The following is a 15,899-nucleotide window of genomic DNA, read 5'->3' as shown; positions in this document are numbered from 1 at the left end:
CTTGACATCCCTGAGCACTATGCCTCCGTCATCGCTGACGAGCCAGCTGTTAACATCCTCTATGACATTGTCCGAGATCGTCACATTCTGGTGCGGTCCGGCATTGTTGCGTGCACCAAGCACATGTATTCCGGAATGCTGTTTGTCAGGGGAATTCATGTTCCCTTTAACATAGTTCCCGGTAATGACTATGGTGTGCAGCGGCAGGGGATATGTACCCTCACTGGTCTGGTAGGAAGCTGCTATAGGTACTTTACAGTTGATGACTGTGTTGTCCTGGATGTACACATGGTTTGCACCGTGACTGTCGATGCCTTCCCATACAGGATTGTTCTCTATCCAGTTGTTCCGGATATATATGTACTCCGAATGCGCGTAGGAATTGCTTCCCTTGGCAAGTGCTATGCCATAAGCGTTACCATTCACTTTCTTTACATTGATGTCCTTGAACACATTGTCATCGATATATATGTTATTGGACTGCTTCCATATCATAACTCCACAGTAACCATAGTCAAGGAACTCGTTGTTCCTGATAGTTATCTGCTCGTTGAAATGGGAAGTTGAGCCAACTCCAATGTTGATACCGTAATCCCTGAAATTGCGGAAGGTATTATCCTCTATCACACAGTTCTTGCTGTTTGTGATGTCTATAAGGCCTTTGTTTGCAGCAATTGAAGTGTACTGTGCAGCCGGATTGGTGAACTCGAACCCTCTTATTGTGACATCTGTCTTGCCGGTTATCGTGAATATGATATAACCTTGCATGACCGCATTGTCGCCAACAAGTTCTATGTTAGATTTCAGTTCCACAGGTGAGCTGATAGAGTATGTTCCGGGGTTGAACAGGATAACACCCTCATCGATGGCGTCGATCGCAGATCTCACGGCCTGCACATCATCTGTTCCGGTGTATATGACCTCTCCGTCAGTCATCTGGACACTTATAGTGCCGGCTTCTTTTGATATGGTGATCGATTCATTTGTCTCTGCAGGACTGATAGCAGCCGCAGAGGCTGTTGCTCCTAAACATAGGTTGAGGAACAATATAACCATTAAAAGGTTTGTGGTGGTTTTCCATCTGATAGCCATTTTAGACCTCTTAAACGTGTTTATTATCGCTATTTCTGGCTTTTCTTAAAGCCGCTAGGTCATTTACCTGCCAATATGATTCCATCAGCATGGTCGTCAGGGAATAAATGGTCAGGATATGGGGAAATATCCGTGGGGAGACCATTGGCCTTTACGAACAAAATGTGATTATCATGAACATATTATGACGGGCTCTTCGTAGATTCTGCTAACTGTATATATAGTCTGGCAGACCCAAAAAAACGCTTGTGTTATTTTAAAGCCAATTCAGGAGTATTTCAAGGCTTTATTTTATATGGTACGTAACAATATGACGTTTCAGTTATCTGTAAGACAATTCCTTCCATATGAGATGACATATGACTCCTGATCAGGTAATGCTGTCATGGGACCTACTTGAAATCTTCTGGCAGCACCATGATACCGCTTAATAGTAAATGAAGCACTATTTCAGGATTAATAGGCTTACATGACATTCAAAGACCCTAATACCGGAGAATAGGTGATAATAGTACCCCTTACAGGTTCCTGATAGCACCATGCGGTTAGGAAAAGAATATATTTGGCTGCAGATGTGCAGATAATTGCAGAAATGATGGTGCCTGATGCCAGCACACGGCAGAAGAATGTGTTAATGAAAAATAAATGGATGGCGGACTCATTCATTGGTCCGCCAGCCTGTATTTGGTCTAAGTCTTCACTTCACGATCACTGTTAAAGTGTCCGTGCTTGTTTGCCCCTTCATGTTGCTTATTGTCAGGGTGACGATATATCTGCCTTGTTCTTCGAAAGTGTGGTTCACTATCATACCTGTTGCATCCCTCTGGATGCCGTCGGAGTCATCAAAGTCCCATGAATAGGTGACTATTCCATATTTGTCGAAGGATTCGCCTCCATAGAATATCACTGTACTTCCTGCATCAGCTACTCTGCCTGCTGCATTGGCAACAGGGAGGTCATCTGCAGGTTCTTGGGGTGCTGGCTCTTCAAGGACTATCAGCTTCATACTCTCGTTTGAATTGTCAAACAAGGATATGTCCTGATTAGTCACGCTTACTTCGTATGTGTGTCCGGATCCACTTTCGGCACGTGCATGGTATCCTACAGAGCTGTCAAAGATGTTGCTTATAAGAGCAGCATGTTGATCCATGCCACTTGCCAGCATCTTCACTCCTACGGTGGAGCCTGAGATCTCTCTCATGCCACTGAAGGTGTTGCTCTGCATGACCACATTGTCCGCATTCTCCATATTAATACCCACACCGCCGGCGCCGGATATATCATTGTTCTCAATGACAGCTCCGTTGATGTTTCGAAGTACGATGGCTCCATCATCACTGACAAGCCAGTTGTTGACATCAGCAATAGTGTTGCCGGAGATGTTCAATCCCTGATAGGGCTGGACGATGGTACCATCCCTGCTTACTCCTCCGAAGATGTAGATACCGGAGTTCTGCTTCTCAAGGCTGAGGTCTCCTGTCACCGAGTTTCCAATCACTGAAAGATTGCTCAGGGCAGCAGGGTACTTGTCATCATGATTGACATGAACAATGTATATAGGTATCCTGCAGTCTGTGATGGTGTTATTCTCAACGTAAAGGTTGTTGGCCCCATGACTGTCGATAGCTTCCCCGGTGGGGTTGTTCTCGAGGGTGTTGCCACGGATATAGACATACTCCGAATAGTCGTATGTGCTGCTGTCCTTCATGACCGCTACTCCATAGGAGTTAACATACATGGCCCTTACATTGATATTCCTGAACAGGTTGTCTTCGACAGTTACATTGCTTGCCTGCTTGCCGATCATTATTCCACAGTAGCCGTAATCAAGGAACTGGTTATCCTTTACAGTTACATTCTGGCTGCTGTCGGATGCTGTGCGGGTAGCAAGGTATATACCAAAGTCTCTGAAGTTGCGGAAAACATTATCCTGGACAAAGACATCTTCACTGTTCTGGATGTCTATAAGCCCGTTATTACCTGCGCGTCCGAGATACTGAGCATCCGGATTACTGAACACAAATCCTCTTATCGTGACATTTGTTTCATCTTTTATGGTGAATATACTGTAACCATTCAGCACAGCATTGTTCCCGACCAGTTCCAGGTCAGAATTGAGAGCAACGGCTGAGCTGATAGCATAGGTTCCCTCCTCGAAAACGATAGTTCCCTGATAGACGTTGTTCAGAGCTGCCTTAACAGCTTCTACATCGTTGTTTCCACTGTACACTATCTTACCATCATCGGTCTTAACAACAGTAGTGCCGGCGTTCTTGGAAATGCCTATCCATGAATTAGTGACATCAGCATTGTCCGTTGGCTCGGTCCTGGTGCCAGGCTGTGGTGGTGTGAGTGGTGGTGTGTACGGGGAAGTAACGACATTGGAGTCTGTTTGAACATTAAGTCTCAATGCACCTGCGAACTTGGACTGCACCTGATTCACCAGAGTAACGGAGTATGTGTTACTGTTCCGGGGGTATGCATAACCATGATAGTTCACAGTGCTATCATACTTATTGTTCTTGATAGTTGCACTGAAGCTTTTTGCAACAGGTGACATTTTGACACCCATCGTGGAGCCGGATATCTTTTTCAGGTTCTTGATGTCATTGTTCTGTACCAGAGCGTTGTCTGTGTTCAACAGGTTAATTCCTGTTCCGCCTACGCCGGTAATGAGATTGTTATCGACGACGACCCCGTTAACATCTCTGAGAACAATGGCACCGTCATCGCTGACAAGCCAGCTGTTGACATCGATGATGGTATTGCCTGAAACAGTCACATTGGTGTATGGTTTTGCATAGTTGCGCGCACCAAGTACATGTATCCCGGAATGCTGTTTCTCAGGGGCGTTCATGTTCCCTTTGACATAGTTCCCGGTAATTACTATGGTGTGCACAGGCAACGGATATGTACCCTCGTTAGTCTGATAGGATACTGCTATGGGTACCTTACAGTTTATGACAGTGTTATCCTGGATGTACACATGGTTAGCGCCATGACTGTCAATACCTTCCCATACCGGAGAGTTCTCTATCCAGTTGGACCTGATATAGATGTGCTCTGAGTGCTTGTAGGAATTGCTTCCCTTGGCAACTGCTATTCCATATGCATTGGCATTGACCTTCCTCATATTGATGTTCTTGAAGGTGTTATCTTCCACATATATGTAGTTGGACTGCTTACCAATCATCACTCCACAGTAACCGTAATCAAGGAAACTGTTGTTCTTTACGCTTATGTTCCTGTTGTAGTGGGATGTTGAACTGACTCCGATGTATACTCCGTAATCCCTGAAGTTACGGAAGGTGTTCCCCTCTATCAGACAGTTGTTGCTGTTGACGATGTTGATAAAGCCTCTGCTGGAAGCAATTGAAGTATATGTTGCAGTAGGATTACTGAATTCGAATCCCCTTACTGTAACGTTTGTCGCACTGGTTATCGTAAATACGTTGTACCCCTTGATCACTGCATTCTTTCCAACTATTTCGATGTTGGATTTGAGAGCTATGGGAGAGGCTATATTGTACGTTCCCTGATTGACAAGGATAGTGCCTTTACTGATAGCATTGACCGCGGTATTAAAGGCCTGTACATCGTTGGTACCGCTGTATAGTGTCTTGCCGTCGATTGTCTGTACCCGCGTAATGCCGGCGTCTTTAGATATGCTTATTGAGTAGTTCACCTCTGCAGAGCTGCCACTGACAACAGCTGAAGAGATTGCTGCCCCTAAACTTATGTTAAGGACTAAAAAAGCCAATAAAAGGCTTGCTGTTTTTCTCTTACAATACATTTTTGACCTCTTAAACGTGTTTTTCATAAATAGGGTTTTTATTTGTTAGGTCAACCTGTGTACAATAAAACACAGAAATATTTCGTTTGTTCCTTAGCAAGGAAGCATAAATTGTGCTATTACCCATAGCTGCTGGAACAAACTCATCACTCCTGTGATATATTGTGACAAGCTAATCGTAAGTATTCTTAAAAGTATATATAATCTGTCAGATTCAAAAAGTAGTTAATGTTAGATCTTCAGCCGGCCAATAATGATAATTTAAAAATAAACATAGTACGAATATTATATTTATATTCATTTGTTCTCACTTTGCATTTATAGTCTTTAAGGTGAACATAAATAGTTCTATGAGCATTATAAATCCCATCTCAGGAATTTAAAGGGCGGTACGATGAACACCGACATCATAAAAGCTAAACGGAACAACATGAAAGAGATCAGGAAACTCAGCAAGAGCCTTGATATGTATGCACTGGCAACGGTAATCTGTCTGGCTCTGGCCATAGGACTGTTTATACAAAAAGAGCCGCTTGCGGCTTTTGGATGGTTGGTGGCGGCCATCATCTCCTGCCTTTCTGCTTACAGGGAGATTACCCTGAAGAGATGATATTCACTAAATATCTGAAAAAGAATATGGCTGAAAGACCCCTGTGTCCATCAGCCATACTGAATTTTATGTTTTCAGTTCACGATCACTTTTAAAGTGTCCGTGCTTGTCTGTCCTCTCATATTGCTTACTGTCAGGGTGACATCGTAACTGCCTGTCTTTTCAAAAGTATGGGTTACTAGCATACCACTGGCATCTTTCTGGATGCCGTTGGAGGCATCGAAGTCCCATGAATATGAGATTATGCCATATCTGTCAGTTGATTCTCCGCCGTAGAATGTCAGGGGGCTACCCGCAGTGACATATCTTGCGCCAGCATTGGCAACCGGAAGCTCATCATCGGAAGGCTCGTCCAGGAATATCAGATTCATTCCATCGTTAGCGAAGTAGAACTTCGATATATCCTGCTCCGACACGCTCACCTCATATACGTACCCGAAAGTAGGGTATGAATAGGCGTGATAATCCGCAGCTGCATCGAAACTGTTGTTCCTGAGCAGAACGCCATAGTTGTTATCCACAGGCAGCAGCTTAAGGCAAATGGTTGAACCGGCCAGATTTCTGAGGCTGCTGATGACGTTGTTTTGCATGACAACGTTGTCTGCATTCTGCAGATTGACACCTGTGCCGCCTGCACCGGATATCTCGTTACTGTCGATCATGGCCCCATCAACATTCTTGAACACGATAGCGCCGTCATTTCCCAGTAGCCAGTTATTGACATCCTCTATCCTATTGCCAGAGATGTTCACATTCATGTAAGGCATTGTGATCGTCCCGGCAGCATTGCGCCCTCCGAAAACGTAGATGCCAGGGTCCTGCTTTTCAGCGGCATAATTGCCTTTTACATAGTTCCCGGTCACTGACAGGTTGCTAAGGGCAGCAGGGTACTTATCATCGTCATTTATATGGACAATGTACATAGGTATCCTGCAGTCTGTGATGGTGTTGTCCTCTATATAGAGATGGTTTGCCCCATGGCTATCGATAGCTTCCCCTGTCGGGATGTTTTCGATGATGTTGCTGCGTATGTATAGATACTCAGAATAGTCGTACGTGCTGCTGGCCTTCATGACCGCGATCCCATACGAGTTCGCATACATAGACCTTGTATTGACATTCCTGAACACATTATTCTCAATGGTCACACTGCTTGCCTGCTTGCCGATCATTATTCCACAGTAGCCATAATCAAGGAACTGGTTACCCTTTATTGTGACATCCTGGTTACGGTCGGATGTGGTACGGGTGGCAAGGAATATGCCAAAATCCCTGAAATTGCGGAAAGTGTTGTCCCGTACAAGGATATCCTTGCTGTTCTGGATATCTATGAGACCATTGTTACCTGCGCGTCCAAGGTACAGTGCATCCGGATTGCTGAACACGAATCCTGTTATTGTGACGTTTGTGACACCGTTCATCCTGAATATGTTGTAACCGTTAAGCACCGCTTTGTTCCCGGATAGTCCTATGTCTGACTTGAGGACAACAGCTGAGCTGATGGCGTATGAACCTTCATTGAAGACGATGGTATTCTTGTTCGCAGCATTCACTGCAGCCCTGACAGCATCCACATCACTGCTGCCACTGTATATGGTCTTTCCATCGGCAGCCTTGACCGTTGTAGTGGTTCCGCTCTTGTAGATGTTTATGTCGGTGCTTATAGGCGCTGAAGGCTCCGCCTCTTTAAGTATGGTCAGCTGCAGCACTCCGTTAGGGTTGTAGAACTTGGTTGTGTCCTGATTAAGTATGCTCATTCGGTATTTGTAACCCCAGTTGCTGTATCCGTAGGCCTGGTACTCAACTGAACTGTCAAATACATTGTTCTTGACAGTGATGGTACAGTCCTTGTTGACAGGCATCAGTTTCAAACCCTTGGTGGGACCCGAGATCCTGAACATGCTCTTTACATTATTGTTCTGGATCAGCAGATTGTCTGCGTTGAGGAGGTAGATCCCTGTGCCGCCGACGTTTGATATCTGATTGTTCTCAACGGTTGCGCCCTTGACATCCCTGAGCACTATGCCTCCGTCATCGCTGACAAGCCAGCTGTTGACATCCACTATAGTGTTGTCTGAAACGATCACATTCTGATAGGGCTGGACGTTGTTGCGCGCGCCTAGCACATGTATGCCTGAATGCTGTTTGTCTGCGGATTTCAGGTTGCCCTTAACGTAGTTGCCGGTGATTGTCACATGGTGCACCGGCTCGGGATATGTACCCTCACTGTTGATATGCGCTACTATGATAGGTATCTTGCAGTTTATGACGGTGTTATCCTGGATGTACACATGGTTAGCACCGTGACTGTCGATACCTTCCCATACGGGATTGTTCTCTATCCAGTTGTTCCTTATATAGACATATTCTGAGTACTTGTAGGTGACACTGCCTTTAGCCAGCGCCACGCCATATGCGTTAGCGTTCAGTTTCCTGGTGTTTATGTTCTTAAAGACGTTGTTATCGACATATATGTAGTTGGACTGCTTGCCTATCATCACTCCGGCATAACCATAGTCAAGGAACTGGTTGTTCTTTACAGTTATCTGCCTGTTGGAGTGAGAGGTGGAGCTGACTGCAACATTCACCCCGTAATCCCTGAAGTTACGGAAAGTGTTGTCCTGGATAATGATATTGTTACTGTTTATAATATCGACCAGACCGACACCTCCGGAGCGTGCAAGGTAGTTCAAATCCGGATTGCTGAACTCAAATCCCCTGATAGTTACATTTGTAGCACCATTCATCCTGAATATGGTGTAGCCTTTTATAACAGCGCTGTTACCGATCAGTCCTATATTGGATTTGATTGCAACCGGTGAGCTTATTGTGTAGGTTCCCGGATTGAAGAGGATAGCGCCCTGGCTGATAGAGTTGAGCGCACTCCTGACAGCTTCAGCGTCATTGGTGCCACTGTAAATGGTCTTTCCATCAGCTGCTTTTACAACAGTCGTACCGGCATTTTTTGAAATGCTGACCGAGTATTTGACCTCGTCAACACCATCCGTTGTGGCTGCTGTGGAAACTGCTGTCCCTAAACAAAGGTTAAGGAACAAAAGAACAGCTAGAATGCTTATTGTTTTGCGAATATACATTTTTACTCTCCACAATGTGTTTTTCATAATGTCATGCTTTAGTGTGGTTTTCAGATTACTCTGCAAAAAATATGTTCCTGATTGCAATATTTAATTTCTCATACATAACTCTATCAGTAATTTTAGTCACTGTATTACCAATTGATGAGCAAATTAGCATCATTTGAAACATATTATTACTGGCTTTCCTAAATATACTATATCCTATATATAAATTATATCATATTGAAGAAAAAGCATAAGTTATTGTAGCATTCTGTTCAGAATATCCCATAAATGGTATTAATTTGAGAAGTGTTTATAAAAATAGGCATTCTTTTGCGCTCATACTAAGATATGAGATTCGGTTCAAACCAAAGGAATTGTTACGGCCTGCGCAAATATCGGGGAAAAAACGATCAGCAGAAAAAAAATAATGAAATAGACCCTTAACTCTTCCTATTGCCGGGAAAAGGAATAGTCGGCATCGTAATAGATGTAGCTGTCCTTTAGATCTATATTATTGTCCCTGATGTCGATAATATAACTGTTTTTTACATTTGACACGCTCACACTGTAAATAGGCTTGGAGATCTTGACAATGTCCTTTATGTCATTATCATATACCTGGACATTATTGGTGCCTGCCAGGTTAATTCCCGTTCCTCCGACATTCGAGATCTTGTTATTGTATACCAGAGCCCCGTCAACATGCATCAACACGATTCCCCCATCATTGGAGTGGAGCCAGTTATTCACATCAACCACAGTATTATCAGATACGACCACATCCCTGTAGGGCTGAACACTTCCGCCCGGACCGCGTCCTCCAATTACATATATCCCTGAATCCTGCTTTGCAGCACTCATGTTCCCCTTTACATAGTTCCCTTTGATGGTGACATTATGTACCGGCTCAGGATAAATGTTATCGCTGTTTATCTGGGCAACTGAAATAGGTATCCTGCAGTCTTTTATCGTGTTATCCAGTATGTAGACATGGTTAGCCCCGTGGCTGTCAATACCTTCCCACATGGGATTGTTCTCGATAGTGTTGTTACGGATGTAGATATACTCCGAGTACCTGTATGTACTGCTGCCCTTTGCAAGAGCAACCCCATATGCATTAGGCTTTATCTTTTTTGCATTTATGTCCCTGAAGAGATTGTCCTCTACAAAGATATGGCTTGCCTGTTTTCCGATCATTATTCCACAGTAACCATAGTCAAGGAACTGATTGCCTTTTATGGTTATACGGGTGTTCTGGTGGGCCGGAGAAAGTGTGGAAAGATATAATCCATAAGCACCGAAATTCCGGAATGTGTTGTCCAGGATATAACAGTCATTGCTGTTTGTTATTTCCACTATGCTCTTAGTGCCGGAATGGCGGGCATAGCTTTCATCAGGGTCACTGAAGTCAAATCCTTTTACCGTGACGTTTGATGCATCAGAGATACTGAATATCCTGTATCCTATGATTGAGCAGTCTTTCCCGATGACTGTGATATCCGATTTAAGTTTGATCGCTGAGGCAACATTGTAAGTTCCCTGATCGAACAGGATGACTCCCTTATCTATCGAGTTAACCGCAACCCTGATAGCTTCTTCATCATTTGTCCCGCTGTATAATTCTTTCCCGGTACTGTTCTGTATAACTGAGATCGTTTGATTTTTCGTAACCACAATATCGATCTCTTTGGGTATTTCATCTCTGTCGGCAATGAAATACCCGTAGGTAAGGTAGAGCGTTATCAGAATTGCAAGAGCCAAAATGGGTAAAAGTATTTTTTTTGACGAACGGATCTTTCCGGAAAAGACTGTTTCTTGGTTTCTCATGTTATTGCTCAGCGGATTTTGTTATTTGACTATCCGTTTTTGCAGCGTGATCCGTTTTGCGAGTATAGAATTAATAGTTATAATGATTTATTACCTTGATGCTGCACCCAGAGTCAGGCCATTTGGATGGAATGGGTATTTTGTTCTCCCTTCTATTTTGTAAGGGGTAGATTTGCTCTATCTGATATTATCTCATCGTACCAAAAAAGATTTGCAAATGACTATTTAAAAATGATTATATACGAGTTCGGTACTATAGTTATGGGGGTTAAATGAAAGTGCTAGTTGATATAGGGCATCCCGCCCATGTTCACTTTTATAAGAATATTGCTTGGGCGGTGGAAAAGAACGGCCATGATGTTTTGTTTACGGCCAGAGAAAAAGATGTTACTGTGGATCTGCTTGATTCCTATGGCTTCAATTATGAGGTCATAAGCAAGATGGGAACCGGTAAAGGGAATCTGATGAAAGAATGGGCCGGCAGGGATATAAAACTGCTCAGAGTTGCCCATAAATTCAATCCTGATATCCTCACGGGCATTCTCAATCCGTGCGTTGCGCATGTGGCATGGCTTATGCACAAGAGGTCACTGATCTTCACCGACACCGAACATGCAAAGCTTGCTAATCGTGCCACACTTCCTTTTGCAGATATGGTATTCACTCCTACATCCTACAACCGCGACATAGGAACTAAACAGGTAAGATACAATGGCTATCATGAGCTTGCATATCTTCATCCTGCCTACTTCCACCCGGATCCGGATTTTCTTTCAAGCCTGGGTCTGGATGAAGATGACAGGATAATCGTGCTTCGTTTTGTATCCTGGGGTGCAAGTCATGATGTTGGTCAGCATGGAGTTACCAATAAGCTGGAAATGGTCCGGGAACTTGAGAAATATGGAAAAGTATTCATAACTTCGGAACAGAAATTAGAACCGGAACTTGATAGATACAAACTACAGGTCCGGCCGGAAAAATTGCATGATCTGCTGTACTATGCCAGCCTGTACCTGGGCGATGGAGGTACAACGGCAGTGGAAAGCGCAATATTGGGAACTCCTTCGATATATGTTTCCTCTCTTGCGGGAACAATGGGAAACTTCACCGAACTCGAGGAAAAGTACGGACTCATGTACTGCTTTAAAGATTCAGAGCAGGCTCTCCAAAAAGCTCTGGAGATCCTCAGCAACAAGCAGGCTAAACAGGAATGGGGTATAAAGAAGGATCGGCTTATACGGGATAAGATAGATGTGACCGGATTTATAGTAGAGCATCTGGGTCTCATATCCAGCCAGCCCAGAACATAGTTCTATGGGTGTAAATATGTATGAATCAATAAAACAGCGTCCTGATATCTGGAACAGGTTTACTGCTAAAGGCGATGAGTTTGGCCAGCATTCATACGTGGACAGCTATTGTGACCTTGAAAAGCGGGATATCAATGAGGTCCTTTCTCCGGAAGTCTCCCGGGAATTTGTGAAAAATGGTCTTGAAGTGACGTTCCCTGAAGACCGGAAATTCGGGGTATGCCTCACCCATGATATCGATGACATATATCCTCCCTTCCATCACACCCTTCTATCAATGCTGCACTCGGTCAAAGGTGCAGACATTGATCAGTTGAAGAAGCACAGCTTATGGAGAGTGAATAGTAAAATGCAGTCCCCATACCTCAATTTCAAGGAAATAATGGATATTGAGGAAAAATATGGGGCAAAGTCCTCTTTCTACTTCCTGACTGCGGACAAGGATCCACGGAGGTTCAGGTATAACATCGAGGATGCAGGAAGTTATATGGGGGATATTGTTGACAGGGGCTGGGAAGTGGGATTGCACGGTGGTTACTATTCCTATGACAGTTACGAGAACATAGTTCAGGAGAAACGAAGGCTGGAAGCGGCACTGGGAAGAAATGTCATTGGATTTAGGAACCATTATCTCAAGCTGAATATAAGCGACTCCTGGAAGATACTTTCCAAAGCAGGTTTTAAGTATGACACTACCTTGGGATTCAATAATGTCGTAGGCTTCAGGAATGGCATGTGCCATCCTTTCAGGCCATATGCAGATGGGAAAGCGCTGGATATCCTGGAGATACCCCTGAACATTATGGATATAGCACTCTTTGAATATGCCGGCTCTTTCAGGCGGGCATGGGAGATGTCAAAGCAGATACTGGATACCGGGGAGAAGTATAACGGTGTAATAACGCTCTTGTGGCATAATAATACATACAGTTCTCCACAGTTTAAAGAGTGGAAGAAGCTGTATGAGAAAATACTTGATTATTGTAACCAGAAAAATGCATGGATTACTAATTGTGGGGATATTTATGAATGGTGGAATAATGCAGATGTCAATTATCCATGAAAGTGAAGTGTGGGATAGATTCATTGACCAGAGTCCGGGTGGGACTGTTTTCCATAAATGGGATTTTCTGAAGACTGTAGAAAAGCATACCGGGTATAAACTTCTACCTTATGGTTTTTACCTCACTGACGAAATATTGTGTGTAGTCCCTCTTTTCTACAGGAACATCAGAGGAGTGAAGATGCTGTTCTCCCCTCCTCCTCAATCAGGGATACCTTACCTGGGATTCGTGCTGAGCCGCAACTGTATGAACATGAAGTTGAGCAAAAAGGGCCAACGACTGTATGAAATGGGAAAAACGTTCTCCGATGAGGTGGACAGGTTATCCCCTAACTACATTTCAATTTCCCTTACACCATCGATAACCGATGTAAGGCCCTTTAAGTGGAACGGATTCATAACAGATCCTCTCTATACCTTCTACTTTGACCTGCAACAATCCTTGGACGAGATATGTAATAGTTTCAATACCTCAAAGCGCACTGCCATCAAGAAAATGGACAAATATAATCTGAAGCTTATCGAGAGTAAGGACGTAACAAGGTTCTATGAGAGTTCTGTGGAAAGGTACAAAGAACAAGGCCTCACATTTCCTATCGTGAACAAGGAATATCTTCAGGAACTATGCCAGTTATATCCGGAAAATATTAAGGTCTATTCTATTCTTGATGCCGATAACAACATGGTTGGCGGTGTGCTGACATCCGAGCACAGGAAAGTGACCATGTGGATGGGAAGCGTAAAGCCGGCTATAAAGGCTCCGGTTAATGAGTTCTTATTCTGGGAATTCATCAAGAAAAGCAAGAATGAAGGTTATCAGGTATTGGAGATGGGAGGGGCGGATATTCCCCGGCTATGCGCATTCAAATCCCAGTTCAATCCTGACATGTATGTTAATTACAGGATATATAAAAAAGACCTTGTCGGAAGCATGGCGGAATGGTTCTATCTAAATATCCATAGAAAGAAAACGGTCTGAGACAGGTGTCTCAACCGCCTGTTCTTTCCATTGTCTTTTATGTCAATGTTTCAACAACTGCCTCACGAGATGAAACCATCTCGATCGGCCTGGTGTCAGGCAGCGCTGCGTGCACGAGTGGACCAGAATACCGCTTTTCGATGTAAAGCTGCATCCATAATTCTACGGAAATGCATCTCCAGATATCTGTACCCACAAAGATGCCTGAGGATTCCCCGGACAATAGCTTGTCATACATATCTGTAACCAGCTCCGCGTTCCAGAAATCCCTTGATCTGAAGCTCTCTGAGCTTATTATCTCGTGCATGAGCTCAACCATTGCTTTGTCCCGGAGCCATTTCTGCTCAGGTGTTGCAAACCCGATCTTATCATATCTTGAAAGTATGCTTTGCGGTAAATCTCCTTCCATAGCTTTCCTGAATGCGTGCTTGGTCACACCCTCCTTTATCTTCATTTCCGATGGCATGGAAAAAGCATACTCTACAAAGCGGTAGTCAAGGAAAGGTACCCTGGACTCGATAGAGAACCTCATGGAATTCTTATCCTCAAACCTCAGCAAGTGCGGAAGTGAATACACCATAAGGCTTTCGTACAGAGCTTCATCCAGTGACGACAGATGCCACCTGCTATCTTTACGCTGGTGGTTCTCTTTAATGAAATCCTGTGAGAGGAAAGGCACTTTCCTGTGCTTGTAGAGAAGTTTCTTCATGTTATCAGTGGTCGCACGAAGTAACAGGTATATCATTGGTGAAAGAGAACCGGATTTGGAATAGTATTGGTTTGCTTCCTTCATCAGGTGAGGAATATCGAATCCTTTTAGCAGCTCGTAATAGTAGTACCCGTGGAAATAGTGATATCCTGCCAGTACCTCGTCCGCTCCCTGCCCATCCAGCAGTACCTTGACGCCGCTATCCTTTGCAAGCTTCATGACCCTGTACTGCCCGTACACGCTTGTTCCGCTGAAGGGCTCCTCCTGTGTCATGAACAGGTCCTCAAGGTCCCGCATGAGCTCGGAGGATTCAGGGGTCACAGAATAGCTGACCGAGTCGACCATTTCGTTGACCTCTTTCTGGTAAGCGGTCTCATTTATCTTCACATCCGGGAATCTCAGGGAAAATGTTTTTATCCGGGCATCCGGGTCAACTTTCCTCATTGTGACAACGATTGCTGAGGAGTCGATGCCTCCGCTCAGGCAGCTGCCCACAGGGACATCGGCAATCAGTCTCTTACGTACAGCATCCGTGAAGATCTCTTTCAGTTTGCCGCAATCGTTTGCATCTTCAGTCAGCCTGTCATGGACATCGTAATACCTGCTTATCTCCATTTTACTTGTATTAAGGTCAAAGATGAGGTTGTGTCCTGGCATCAGTCTTCTGATACCCTCAAAAAAGGTATCCTCCGTATGATCTGTCAGGTTATAATACAGGTAATCAAAGATTACTGCCCTGTTCTCCTTCCTGGGTATGTCGTGTTCAAGAAGGGCCTTTATTTCTGAGGCGAAAATGAACGAGCTTCCATCATAGTGATAATATAGAGGCTTTATGCCAAACCTGTCCCGGCTCAGGAAAAGATTGTTCTTTGATCTATCATATATACAGAATGCCCACATCCCGTTGAAATGCCGGACACAGTCAGTACCGTATTCCTGATAACAATGGAGTATGACTTCTGTGTCAGTCCTGCTCCTGAAGTGATGTCCTTGTGATATTAGTTCTTCTTTTATTTCCAAAAAGTTGTATATTTCCCCATTATAGACCAAAACCAGGTCACCATCCTCACTGTACATCGGCTGATGCCCTTTCTCTGAAAGGTCCAGTATGGACAGTCTTCTGTGCCCCAGAGACACAGTGTCATCAACATGGGCTCCCTCATCATCAGGTCCCCTATGCTTTATCGCGTCGCACATCTTTTTAAGTAGCTTCGCGTCTTTCCAGTTAAACCCTGTAATCCCACACATTTTACCACACATTATACTGTGCCTGTTCCCTTATAAGAATTTCTGATTTGAGATTTCTAGTTAAAACCCAACATTGACAGTCAAAAGTAATAATAGTGTTCTTAGTCTTGATGTATTCGACAAAAAATGCAACAAAAACTAAGAACATATGACATTATTCCTAACGAGAATATATGCTTTCCTGT

At 44.0% G+C, this 15,899-nt stretch carries 9 protein-coding genes; 4 read left to right on the top strand and 5 right to left on the bottom strand.

Annotation, left to right across the window (positions count from 1 at the left end; all coding sequences use genetic code 11):
* A partial coding sequence (locus Q8J68_RS06395) for a right-handed parallel beta-helix repeat-containing protein (RefSeq protein WP_305310695.1) occupies positions 1-1,092 on the bottom strand: 1,092 nt, incomplete at its 3' end.
* 697 nt (positions 1,093-1,789) lie between these two features.
* A complete protein-coding gene (locus Q8J68_RS06390) occupies positions 1,790-4,885 on the bottom strand; it encodes a right-handed parallel beta-helix repeat-containing protein (protein ID WP_305310694.1) in 3,096 nt (1,031 codons plus the stop codon).
* 394 nt (positions 4,886-5,279) lie between these two features.
* Between Q8J68_RS06390 and Q8J68_RS06385 the strand changes: the two genes are divergently transcribed.
* Entirely contained in the window at positions 5,280-5,495 is a 216-nt protein-coding gene (locus Q8J68_RS06385; RefSeq protein ID WP_305310693.1) for a hypothetical protein, read from the top strand.
* A gap of 74 nt (positions 5,496-5,569) precedes the next feature.
* On the opposite strand, the gene Q8J68_RS06380 is transcribed toward Q8J68_RS06385, so the two are convergent.
* Both Q8J68_RS06380 and Q8J68_RS06375 read right to left on the bottom strand, forming a co-directional pair.
* On the bottom strand, positions 5,570-8,590 hold the full coding sequence (locus tag Q8J68_RS06380; RefSeq protein WP_305310692.1) for a right-handed parallel beta-helix repeat-containing protein: 3,021 nt from the start codon (positions 8,588-8,590) through the stop codon (positions 5,570-5,572).
* Between the two features lie 438 nt (positions 8,591-9,028).
* Entirely contained in the window at positions 9,029-10,405 is a 1,377-nt protein-coding gene (locus tag Q8J68_RS06375; protein WP_305310691.1) for a right-handed parallel beta-helix repeat-containing protein, read from the bottom strand.
* Positions 10,406-10,677: 272 nt separating this feature from the next.
* Between Q8J68_RS06375 and Q8J68_RS06370 the strand changes: the two genes are divergently transcribed.
* The 3 genes from Q8J68_RS06370 to Q8J68_RS06360 are packed head-to-tail and all read left to right on the top strand — an operon-like array spanning position 10,678 to position 13,757.
* Positions 10,678-11,715, top strand: coding sequence for a DUF354 domain-containing protein (locus tag Q8J68_RS06370; protein WP_305310690.1), 1,038 nt, complete (start codon positions 10,678-10,680; stop codon positions 11,713-11,715).
* A gap of 16 nt (positions 11,716-11,731) precedes the next feature.
* Positions 11,732-12,778 carry a polysaccharide deacetylase family protein gene (locus tag Q8J68_RS06365; RefSeq protein WP_305310689.1) on the top strand — a complete coding sequence of 349 codons (1,047 nt, stop codon included), beginning with the start codon at positions 11,732-11,734 and terminating at the stop codon, positions 12,776-12,778.
* Positions 12,741-13,757, top strand: a complete 1,017-nt coding sequence (locus Q8J68_RS06360; RefSeq protein WP_305310688.1) for a GNAT family N-acetyltransferase — start codon at positions 12,741-12,743, stop codon at positions 13,755-13,757. The genes Q8J68_RS06365 and Q8J68_RS06360 overlap by 38 nt, the downstream gene beginning before the upstream one ends.
* Positions 13,758-13,794: 37 nt before the next feature.
* Here the strand turns inward: Q8J68_RS06360 and asnB are convergent, their stop codons facing one another.
* A complete protein-coding gene (asnB, locus tag Q8J68_RS06355; RefSeq protein ID WP_305310687.1) occupies positions 13,795-15,714 on the bottom strand; it encodes an asparagine synthase (glutamine-hydrolyzing) in 1,920 nt (639 codons plus the stop codon).
* Between the last annotated feature and the right edge of the window lie 185 nt (positions 15,715-15,899).

This window comes from Methanolobus sp. (assembly GCF_030682845.1).
In the GTDB taxonomy this organism is placed as follows: Archaea; Halobacteriota; Methanosarcinia; order Methanosarcinales; family Methanosarcinaceae; genus Methanolobus.
The sequence above is the reverse complement of the archived record's forward strand: the minus strand, read 5'-3'. Positions and strand labels throughout refer to the sequence as shown.

Excerpts from the sequence above, each read along its gene's own strand:
- Q8J68_RS06380 (WP_305310692.1), bottom strand. The coding sequence starts at position 8,590 with ATGTATATTCGCAAAACAATAAGCATTCTAGCTGTTCTTTTGTTCCTT.
- Q8J68_RS06385 (WP_305310693.1), top strand. The coding sequence starts at position 5,280 with ATGAACACCGACATCATAAAAGCTAAACGGAACAACATGAAAGAGATC.
- asnB (WP_305310687.1), bottom strand. The coding sequence starts at position 15,714 with ATGTGTGGGATTACAGGGTTTAACTGGAAAGACGCGAAGCTACTTAAA.
- Q8J68_RS06375 (WP_305310691.1), bottom strand. The coding sequence starts at position 10,405 with ATGAGAAACCAAGAAACAGTCTTTTCCGGAAAGATCCGTTCGTCAAAA.
- Q8J68_RS06370 (WP_305310690.1), top strand. The coding sequence starts at position 10,678 with ATGAAAGTGCTAGTTGATATAGGGCATCCCGCCCATGTTCACTTTTAT.
- Q8J68_RS06365 (WP_305310689.1), top strand. The coding sequence starts at position 11,732 with ATGTATGAATCAATAAAACAGCGTCCTGATATCTGGAACAGGTTTACT.
- Q8J68_RS06360 (WP_305310688.1), top strand. The coding sequence starts at position 12,741 with ATGAATGGTGGAATAATGCAGATGTCAATTATCCATGAAAGTGAAGTG.
- Q8J68_RS06390 (WP_305310694.1), bottom strand. The coding sequence starts at position 4,885 with ATGTATTGTAAGAGAAAAACAGCAAGCCTTTTATTGGCTTTTTTAGTC.